We start from the raw sequence: 9375 nt of genomic DNA on the forward strand, positions 1-9375 counted from the left end.
GGGCCGGTGCCGACGAGGGCGGAGTCGGCTGCGGTGGAGCAGGCTGGTCGGGCACGGGCGGCACGGGCCCCGGAGCGGGAGGAGCCGCGAAGTCGGGCAGGACCGGAGCCGCCGATGCGAGGGGCGGTGCCGCCACAGGGAACGCCGCGGCGGGCGCCTGGCCGAGCGCCTGCGGAGCCGCCGAGGGATACCCCGTGTAGAACGCATTCCAGTCCGGGCTCCCGTCCGGGAGGACCGGGAGGGGTGTGATCCCGTCGGCGTAGGTGGGCCAGGACGGCGCGGAGGCGACGGGCCGGGCGGCAGGGGCCTTCTTCGGCGCGAACAGGGCGTTCAGCAGCGGGATGAGCGTCGTCCCGACGGCGACGAGGATCGTGAGGGCGACGACGATGCGCCAGTACAGCTCGGTGTAGTCGAAGGTGTTGGGGAACGCGAGGAAGAAGACCAGCAGGGCGACGAGGGCGCCGAGGAAGACGATCGTCACGATGTGGATCACCTTCGTGAAGGTCGTGACATGGCGCTGCGCGGCACGGGTGAACAGCCGCACGTGGAGCAGTGCGAGCTGCAGGATCCCGATCACGAGCAGCAGCTGGAAGAAGCGCTCGGCGCCGAAGTAGAGGCCGTCTTCCGGAAGCCAGATCTTCACGAGGCCGACGAGGAGCGCGATGACCCAGGTGACCATGCTCGCGAGCTGGAGCCAGTCCGGCCGGTTCGGCGCGAGGCCCGCCTCGAGGATGGCGATCCCGGCGAAGGCGGCGAGCAGGAGGATCGTGAGGAAGGCGCGACCGATGAGGCCGTTCTGATCACCGACCAGCACCCACACGACGCAGACCAGGGCGGCGGCGATGAGAGCGCCGATGGCGACCCACAGCGAGCCCCTGATGAGCAGCGACATGTTCTTCTTGTCACTCTGCGGCTGCAGCCGGGCGGTGTCCGGATGGGACATGGGGATCCTCTCGTCGAGCGGCGATGCCTTCATCCTGCCACGCGCGGGGTCGCTTGTTCCGGCTTCCCGCAGGTCGGCCGGAAGATCGTGAGCCGCCGCGGCTGGGGAGGAGGAGTCAGCCAGCCTTCTTCGCGGAGGCCGCCGCGAACGCCGCGACCCGCGCCTGTGCATCCGGGGTCTCCAGGGCGGCGCCGATGGACCGGGCCTCCTCGCTCAGCTGCTCGGCGAACGTGCGCTCCGGCTGCGATCGCACCAGACGCTTGGCCTGCCCGTACGCGTCAGCGGCCCCGGCGAGCCAGAACCGCGCCACCTCCTCGGCCCGCGCGCGGACCCGGTCGGCTTCCGTCCTGCCGTCCTCGCCCTCCACGACCTCTGCCACCAGGCCCCAGTCGAGGGCCTCCGCGGCGGTGAGCAGTCGGTCCTGCAGCACGAGCTGGAGGGCGCGGCGCTGTCCGACGGCCCGCGCGAGCTGGGCCGACACGGAGAGGTCGGGCGTGAGGCCGATGTTCGCGTACAGGCTCCCGAGCTGCGACCGGGAGCCCACCACCGCGTAGTCCGTGGCGAGCAGGATGCCGAGTCCGCCGCCGGCCGTCGTCCCGTGCGCGGCGGCGACCACCGGCACGCTCGACTCCGTGAGCGCGCGGATCCCGGTGTTGATGACCTCCGCCAGCGCGGTGATCTCCGCCCCGGACGACCCCATGGTCGTCGCCATGTCGATCACGTCACCACCCGCGCAGAACGCCGGTCCCGCCGCGTCGATGAGGATGGCCTGCACGTCGTCGCGCGACGTCGCCTCGACCGTCGCGTCCCGCCAGGCATAAGCCAGATCGGCGTTGAAGGCGTTGAGGCGGGTCGGACGGTTGAGCGTCAGCCGCGCCATCCCCTCGTCGACGGCGAACAGGATGGCATCACTCATGGCTTCTCCTTCGAGCACAGGCGGATGCCTCCAGGCTAGTCGCGCTCAGGAGCCGTCCCAGACGCGAGCGACGAACCGCTCCATCCGTCGCCGGGTGCCGTCGAGTCGGAAGTCGACCTGTCCCGCCGCGCGGATCTCGTTCGGGGCGAGCGGGTGCGCCAGGCGCACGTTCTCGTGGCAGGACAGATCGGCGCAGATGTAGGTGCCGACCGAATCGCCGCGCTCCCCCGCCTCTCCCGTGCGTCGCGCCGCGAACAGCGCCACCTGGTTTCCCGGCTGCATCGTGTGGCAGATGTTGCACATGCCCGAGCGCCCACGCCCTGGTTCCGAAGCCCGCAGCACCACGCCGACCACGCGCCCCTCATGCGGGATGAGGACGTAGCCGCGCTTTCCGGCACTCGGGTCGCGCCAGGCGAAGAAGTCGAGGTAATCCCAGTCCACGAGGAGGAAGTCGTGCGGCATCTCCATGACGCGCAGCTCGTCGGCGTCCGCGTTCACGAACGAGGCCCGGACGTCGGCTTCGGTGAGAGGTCGCATCGCTCCAGTCTAGGAACTCGGCGCAGAGGTGAGGCCGGTCGCGCTCTCCGGCCGCCTGAGACCCGCGCGCGGGCTGAACTCGTCGATGCCTGCTGCGGACGGAACTAGTGGCATGCTCATGGATGGAGGTGCACGATGACGGCAGCCTGGGTGGTTCGGACCGGACGGTACGGAGAGCGCGATGCATGGGCGCTCAGCGAGAACGTCGCAGGCGGCGGCTGGGCCGAGGTCCCAGACCTCACCCCATGCAGTACCCGTGCGGACATTCAGGCACTCGTCACCGCAACGTTCCCTGAGGACTCCCTCGGACGGCGCGCGAACTACACCGGTCAGCTGTGGGCACTACGAGGCCGCATTCAACCCGGCGATGTCATGGCCCTGCCGATGAAGACCACCGGTGAGGTTGCCATCGGCTGTGTGACCGGTGGCTACGAGTACCTCGCTGACGAGGCAGACCCATCCAAGCGGCACATCATCCGGGTCGATTGGGCCGTGACCGACCTCCCGAGATCATCCATCAAGCAGGACCTCCTCTACACGTTGGGCAGCGCGCTGACGGTGTTCGCCCCGAGCCGTGGCCATGCTGTCGCTCGGCTCGAGACGCTGATGAGGACCCGCACAGATCCGGGCCAGTTGCCCTACAAACCCGCACCAAGCCTCAATGCCCCCTCTGCCCAGGGCGAAGACGACGTCGACGAGCCGGAGGCGCTACCGGACATCGCCGAACAGGCGCGCGACCAGATCCTCACCCGCATCTCAGAAACCTTCAAAGGCCACCAGCTCACCGTGCTCGTACAGGCAGTGCTTGAAGCGGAAGGATTCGTCTGCGAGGCATCGACGGGCGGAGCCGATGGAGGGGTAGACATCGTCGCGGGGCGCGGACTGCTCGGCATGGACTCCCCCAAGCTCATCGCTCAGGTGAAGTCAGGCGGCCAGGTCTCCGACCCTGTAGTGAGAGACCTGCTCGGCACCATGCAGCACGTGGGCGCCGAGCAGGGTCTGCTGGTCGCGTGGGACGGTGTGTCATCCTCGGCCCGGCATTCCTTGCAGCGGGAACGATTCCGCGTTCGGCTGTGGACGTCCTCAGACGTCGTCGATGCCGTACTCCGGGTCTACGAGAACCTCCCGGAGGCGATACGCGCCGATCTTCCGCTTAGACGAGTCTGGCTCCTCGCCGCCGAGTAGCCGCGGTACCGGCAGCAGCACGCGGGCGGGCCCGCGCCGTCCGTCGCGCCGTCCGCCGACCCTTCGAGCGGCGCGGACCGTCGCAGAGACCGTTCGTGACGAAGAAGGCCCAGTCACCGAGTTTCCTCGGATTCCGGGCCTTCCCATACTGGTGGCGAGTGAGGGATTCGAACCCCCGAAGTCGAAGACGGCTGATTTACAGTCAGATCCCTTTGGCCACTTGGGTAACTCGCCAGAGCGCACCCGTCCGACTTGAACAGCCAACCGGGGGCACGAAGAACAATCATACCTGCCGGAAGCGGGCGCGAGAAATCGAGGCGTCAGCTCCCGTACACGCCGTGGTCGGCGGCGGCCAGCGACTCGGGTGTGCGCAGCAGCCCGCCCTCTGCACGGCAGGTCGCGGCAGCGACATCCATCGCGCGCTCGAGCAGGGCGGACCAGCCCTCGGCCGCCTTCGGGGAGCCTTCCACCAGGCCGGCAGCGACGGCGGCGAGCGTCGCATCCCCGGCCCCCACGGTGTCGACCACGCGACCCGGCAGCGTCGAGATGGGGGCCGAGACCGACCCGGCGTCCGACTCGAGCACGGCGCCGTCCGCTCCGGCGGTCGCGAGCACCGCCGTGACGCCAAGGCCTCGGAGTCGCGCGCGCAGGGCGTCGAGGTCGCCGTCGTAGAGCACGGCGGCGTCGTCGGCGCCAACCTTCACCAGGTCCGCCCTGGCGGCCAGGCGCTCGAGGCCGCGGACGAACTCCTCGCGGTCGGACAGCATGCCGGTACGCGGGTTCGGATCGATCGCCAGCCGCGCGCCCTCCACCGCAGTGGCGAGGGCGTCGACCTCCTCGGAGACATCGAAGGGGAAGCAGCTCACGGCGACGATGTCCGCGTCACCGATGGCGGCCCTCGCCTCGTCCGAGTACCGGATGGTCCGCTCCTGGGCCGCGCGATTGAAGACGTAGCTCGGCTCGCCGTTCGCTGCCCGGGTCACGACCGCCCGCGACGACCCGTGCGGGGCCGCGCTCGCGATCAGCCGCACGCCGTGATCGGCCAGGTACTCGCGGATGTGCGCGCCGGCGATGTCCTCCCCCACCATCGCGATGAGGGTCGTCGGGATTCCGAGCCGGCGCAGTCCGACCGCCACGTTCAGCGCTGCCCCGCCGACGAACTCGCGGACGCCGCTGTCATCCCGGATCTCGTCGATCAGGGCGTCTCCGATGACGACGGCCGCGCCGCCGGGGGAAGTCTCAGTGCTCACTCGCCGACCCTACCGCGCTCGCCCCGGTCACAGCTTCGGAGATGACGCCCGACACCCCGATGGATGAGCCCCACCGGCGGCGCGCCGCGCCGGATCTCCGACGCTGTGCACACCCCGACCTCGCCGAGAGACGACGAAGGCCCCGGGGAGAACCCCGGGGCCTTCGTTCACTCACTCACACCTCAGTTGTAGGTACCGGGGGTGATGTCGTCCGTCGAGAACGCGTCGAAGTCGACGTAGCCGAAGTCGCCGTCCGCGTACGCGCCGTCGGATGCGAAGATCCGGTTCGGGTAGCGCTCGCTCTTGGCTTCCTCGGTGGCCTCGACCGTGACGTCGCGGTACTTCGAGAGACCGGTTCCGGCGGGGATGAGCTTTCCGATGATGACGTTCTCCTTGAGACCGACCAGCGGGTCGCGCTTGCCCTCCATGGCGGCCTGCGTGAGCACGCGGGTCGTCTCCTGGAAGGACGCAGCGGACAGCCACGACTCGGTCGCGAGCGACGCCTTCGTGATACCCATCAGCTCAGGACGACCGGACGCGGGACGCTTGCCCTCGGCCACGGCCTCGCGGTTGATCTGCTGGTAGCGCTTCAGGTCGACCATCTCACCCGGCAGCAGGGTCGTGTCGGCGTGGTCGACGACGGTGACCTTGCGGAGCATCTGGCGGACGATGACCTCGATGTGCTTGTCGTGGATCGGCACACCCTGCGAGCGGTAGACGCCCTGGACGCCGCCGACGAGGTACTTCTGCACCTCGCGGGCACCCATGACGCGCATGACCTCCTTGGGGTCGAGCGTGCCGACCTGCAGGGGCTGACCGACCGAGACGTGCTGGCCGTCCTCGACGAGGAGCGTCGCACGCTTCAGCACCGGGTAGACGACGGGCTCGTCGCCGTTGTCGGGCGTGAGGATGACCTTCTTGGCCTTCTCGGTCTCGTCGATCGTGATGCGGCCGTCGGCCTCTGCGATCGGCGATGCACCCTTGGGGGTACGCGCCTCGAACAGCTCCTGCACGCGGGGCAGACCCTGCGTGATGTCATCCGCCGACGCCGAACCACCGGTGTGGAAGGTACGCATCGTCAGCTGGGTACCGGGCTCACCGATCGACTGGGCCGCGATGATGCCGACGGCCTCGCCGATGTCGACGGTCTTGCCGGTCGCGAGCGAACGGCCGTAGCACTGCGCGCACACGCCGACGGCGGAGTCGCAGGTCAGGACCGAGCGGACCTTGATGGTCTCGACGCCCGCGGCGACCAGCTTGTCGATGAGCACGTCGCCCACGTCGTCGCCGGCAGCGGCCAGGACCTCGCCCGCGGCGTTCACCACGTCGGAGGCCAGCGTGCGGGCGAACACCGAGTTCTCGACGTTCGCGTCGCGCACCAGCTCACCCTGCGAGTTCGGAGCGGCGATCGGGAGCTCGAGGCCCTTCGACGTGCCGCAGTCCTCTTCGCGGATGATGACGTCCTGCGAGACGTCCACCAGACGACGGGTCAGGTAACCCGAGTCGGCGGTACGCAGAGCGGTGTCGGCCAGACCCTTACGGGTACCGTGCGTCGCGATGAAGTACTCCGCCACCGACAGACCCTCACGGTACGAGGAGATGATCGGACGCGGGATGATCTCACCCTTGGGGTTGTTCACCAGACCACGCATACCGGCGATGTTCCGGATCTGCAGCCAGTTACCACGAGCGCCAGAGGACACCATGCGGTTGATGGTGTTGTCCTCCGGGAAGTGCGCCTTCATCGCGGCCTGCACCTCGTCGGTCGCCTCGGTCCAGATCTTGATGAGCTCCTGACGACGCTCGGCGTCGGTCGTGAGGCCCTTCTCGTACTGGGACTGGACCTTCGCGGCCTGCTTCTCGTAACCCGCGACGATCTCCGCCTTGTTCGGCGGGGTGAGGATGTCGCTCAGCGCGACGGTCACACCCGAACGGGTCGCCCAGTAGAAACCGGCATCCTTGATGCGGTCCAGCGTGGCGGCCGTCTCGACCTTGGGGTACTCCTCGGCCAGCTTGTTGACGATCTGCGACAGCTTGCCCTTGTCGGCCTGCTCGCGGACGAACGGGTAGCCTTTCGGCAGCGCGTCGTTGAAGATCGCCTGACCGAGCGAAGCGTCAACCAGACCGTGCTTCTCGTAGCCCTCGGGAGCCTCGCCCTCGAGGAAGGCCAGACCCGGGATGCGGATGCGGACCTTCGCCTGCAGGTCGAGCGTGCCCTCGTCGTACGCGAGCTGTGCCTCGCCGACGGAGCCGAACGCACGACCCTCGCCCTTGGCGCCGGCCTTGACCGTCGTCAGGTGGTGCAGACCGATGATCATGTCCTGCGAGGGCAGGGTGACCGGACGGCCGTCCGACGGCTTCAGGATGTTGTTCGACGCGAGCATGAGCACGCGGGCCTCGGCCTGAGCCTCGACCGACAGCGGCAGGTGGACAGCCATCTGGTCACCGTCGAAGTCGGCGTTGAACGCCGCGCAGACGAGCGGGTGCAGCTGGATGGCCTTGCCCTCGACGAGCTGCGGCTCGAACGCCTGGATGCCGAGACGGTGCAGGGTGGGTGCGCGGTTCAGCAGCACCGGACGCTCGCGGATGATCTCCTCGAGCACGTCCCAGACCTCGGGACGGGTGCGCTCGACGGCACGCTTGGCAGCCTTGATGTTCTGCGAGTGACCGAGGTCGATCAGGCGCTTGATGACGAACGGCTTGAAGAGCTCGAGCGCCATCTGCTTGGGCAGACCGCACTGGTGCAGCTTGAGCTGCGGGCCGACGACGATGACCGAACGGCCCGAGTAGTCGACACGCTTGCCGAGCAGGTTCTGGCGGAAGCGACCCTGCTTTCCCTTGAGCATGTCGCTCAGGGACTTCAGGGCACGGTTGCCGGTACCCGTGACCGGGCGACCGCGACGGCCGTTGTCGAACAGTGCGTCGACGGCCTCCTGCAGCATCCGCTTCTCGTTGTTGACGATGATCTCGGGGGCACCGAGGTCGATCAGGCGACGGAGACGGTTGTTGCGGTTGATCACGCGGCGGTACAGGTCGTTCAGGTCGGAGGTCGCGAAGCGGCCACCGTCGAGCTGCACCATCGGACGCAGCTCCGGCGGGATCACCGGGACGACGTCGAGCACCATCGCGGCCGGGCTCATGCCGGTCTCGAGGAACGAGTTGACGACCTTGAGGCGCTTGATCGCACGGATCTTGCGCTGGCCCTTGCCCTCCGAGATCTGCAGGTGCAGGCTCTCGGCCTCGGCGGCCAGGTCGAATGCGGCCAGGCGACGCTGGATCGCCTCGGCACCCATGTAGGCCTCGAAGTACTGGCCGAAGCGGTCCTGCAGCTCGTGGAAGACGTCGTCCTCCGGGCGCAGGGCACCGACCTCGAGCGTGCGGAAGTCCTCCCACACGCGCTCCAGCTTCAGGATCGCCTCGTCGGCACCCTTGCGGATGAGCGACATCTCCTTCTCGGCGGCGTCCTTGACCTTCTTCTTGGCGTCGGCCTTGGCACCCTCGGCCTCGAGGGTCGCGAGCTCCTCCTCCAGCTTCGCCAGGCGCTCCGCGATCTTGGAGTCGCGGCGGTCGCCGAGCGTCTTCAGCTCGAGACGGATGTTGTTCTCCTGGGTGCCCAGGTCGCGGTGGCGAGCGTCCTCGTCGACCGAGATGACCATGTACGCGGCGAAGTAGATGACCTTCTCGAGGTCCTTCGGCGCCATGTCCAGCAGGTAGCCGAGGCGCGAGGGCACGCCCTTGAAGTACCAGATGTGGGTGACGGGAGCGGCGAGCTCGATGTGACCCATGCGCTCACGACGGACGGAGCTCTTGGTGACCTCCACGCCGCAGCGCTCGCAGACGATGCCCTTGAAGCGGACGCGCTTGTACTTGCCGCAGGCGCACTCCCAGTCACGGGACGGGCCGAAGATCTGCTCTCCGAAGAGACCGTCCTTCTCCGGCTTGAGGGTGCGGTAGTTGATGGTTTCGGGCTTCTTGACCTCGCCGTAGGACCACGCGCGGATGTGGTCTGCGGTCGCCAGGCCGATGCGAAGCTCATCGAAGGTTGTGGACTCGAGCACTAGTTCTCCTGTGTCGGAAATTCTTTTTGAGAAGTCTGGGCTTCGACAGGCTCAGCCATCGCGGGGACGGCTGAGCCCGTCGAAGGATTAGATCTCGTCGATCGAGGCGGCCTCGAAGCGGCTGGAGATGTTGATACCGAGTTCCTCTGCGGCGCGGAACGCCTCGTCGTCGGTGTCGCGGAGGTTGACCAGCGTGCCGTCGGCCGAGAGGACCTCGACGTTCAGGCAGAGCGACTGCATCTCCTTCATGAGCACCTTGAACGACTCCGGGATGCCGGGCTCCTGGATGTTCTCGCCCTTGACGATGGCCTCGTACACCTTGACGCGGCCGAGGATGTCGTCGGACTTGATCGTGAGGAGCTCCTGGAGGGCGTACGCCGCACCGTAGGCCTCGAGGGCCCACACCTCCATCTCACCGAAGCGCTGTCCACCGAACTGCGCCTTACCACCGAGCGGCTGCTGGGTGATCATCGAGTACGGACCGGT

Annotated in this window: 6 protein-coding genes, 1 tRNA gene and 1 pseudogene; 1 reads left to right on the forward strand and 7 read right to left on the reverse strand. The window is 68.1% G+C overall.

Features of this window, described 5'->3' with window-relative positions; all coding sequences use genetic code 11:
* From B2W79_RS03895 to B2W79_RS03905, 3 genes are all read right to left on the reverse strand, one after another.
* A partial coding sequence (locus B2W79_RS03895) for a hypothetical protein (RefSeq protein ID WP_292787293.1) occupies positions 1 to 943 on the reverse strand: 943 nt, incomplete at its 3' end.
* A 115-nt stretch (positions 944 to 1058) separates the two neighbouring features.
* Complete coding sequence (locus tag B2W79_RS03900; protein ID WP_025104407.1) at positions 1059 to 1859, reverse strand: enoyl-CoA hydratase/isomerase family protein; 801 nt, start codon at positions 1857 to 1859, stop codon at positions 1059 to 1061.
* Positions 1860 to 1904: 45 nt separating this feature from the next.
* Positions 1905 to 2396 carry an FBP domain-containing protein gene (locus B2W79_RS03905; protein WP_060922589.1) on the reverse strand — a complete coding sequence of 164 codons (492 nt, stop codon included), beginning with the start codon at positions 2394 to 2396 and terminating at the stop codon, positions 1905 to 1907.
* Between the two features lie 135 nt (positions 2397 to 2531).
* Here B2W79_RS03905 and B2W79_RS03910 point away from each other — a divergent pair, with 135 nt between their 5' ends.
* On the forward strand, positions 2532 to 3581 hold the full coding sequence (locus B2W79_RS03910) for a restriction endonuclease (protein WP_071327546.1): 1050 nt from the start codon (positions 2532 to 2534) through the stop codon (positions 3579 to 3581).
* Positions 3582 to 3730: 149 nt separating this feature from the next.
* Here B2W79_RS03910 and B2W79_RS03915 read toward each other — a convergent pair.
* The 4 genes and pseudogenes from B2W79_RS03915 to B2W79_RS03930 all read right to left on the reverse strand — a co-directional run.
* Positions 3731 to 3815: transfer RNA gene (locus B2W79_RS03915), tRNA-Tyr, on the reverse strand.
* Positions 3816 to 3901: 86 nt separating this feature from the next.
* A complete protein-coding gene (locus tag B2W79_RS03920; RefSeq protein WP_292787300.1) occupies positions 3902 to 4831 on the reverse strand; it encodes a PfkB family carbohydrate kinase in 930 nt (309 codons plus the stop codon).
* Positions 4832 to 5013: 182 nt separating this feature from the next.
* Positions 5014 to 8889: a DNA-directed RNA polymerase subunit beta' gene (gene rpoC, locus B2W79_RS03925; RefSeq protein ID WP_071327548.1), complete on the reverse strand. Its 3876-nt coding sequence runs from the start codon at positions 8887 to 8889 to the stop codon at positions 5014 to 5016.
* An 87-nt stretch (positions 8890 to 8976) separates the two neighbouring features.
* Positions 8977 to 9375, reverse strand: a pseudogene (locus B2W79_RS03930) (DNA-directed RNA polymerase subunit beta); the annotation flags it as partial.

Source organism: Microbacterium sp. UBA7513 (genome assembly GCF_002478345.1).
In the GTDB taxonomy this organism is placed as follows: domain Bacteria; phylum Actinomycetota; class Actinomycetes; order Actinomycetales; family Microbacteriaceae; genus Microbacterium.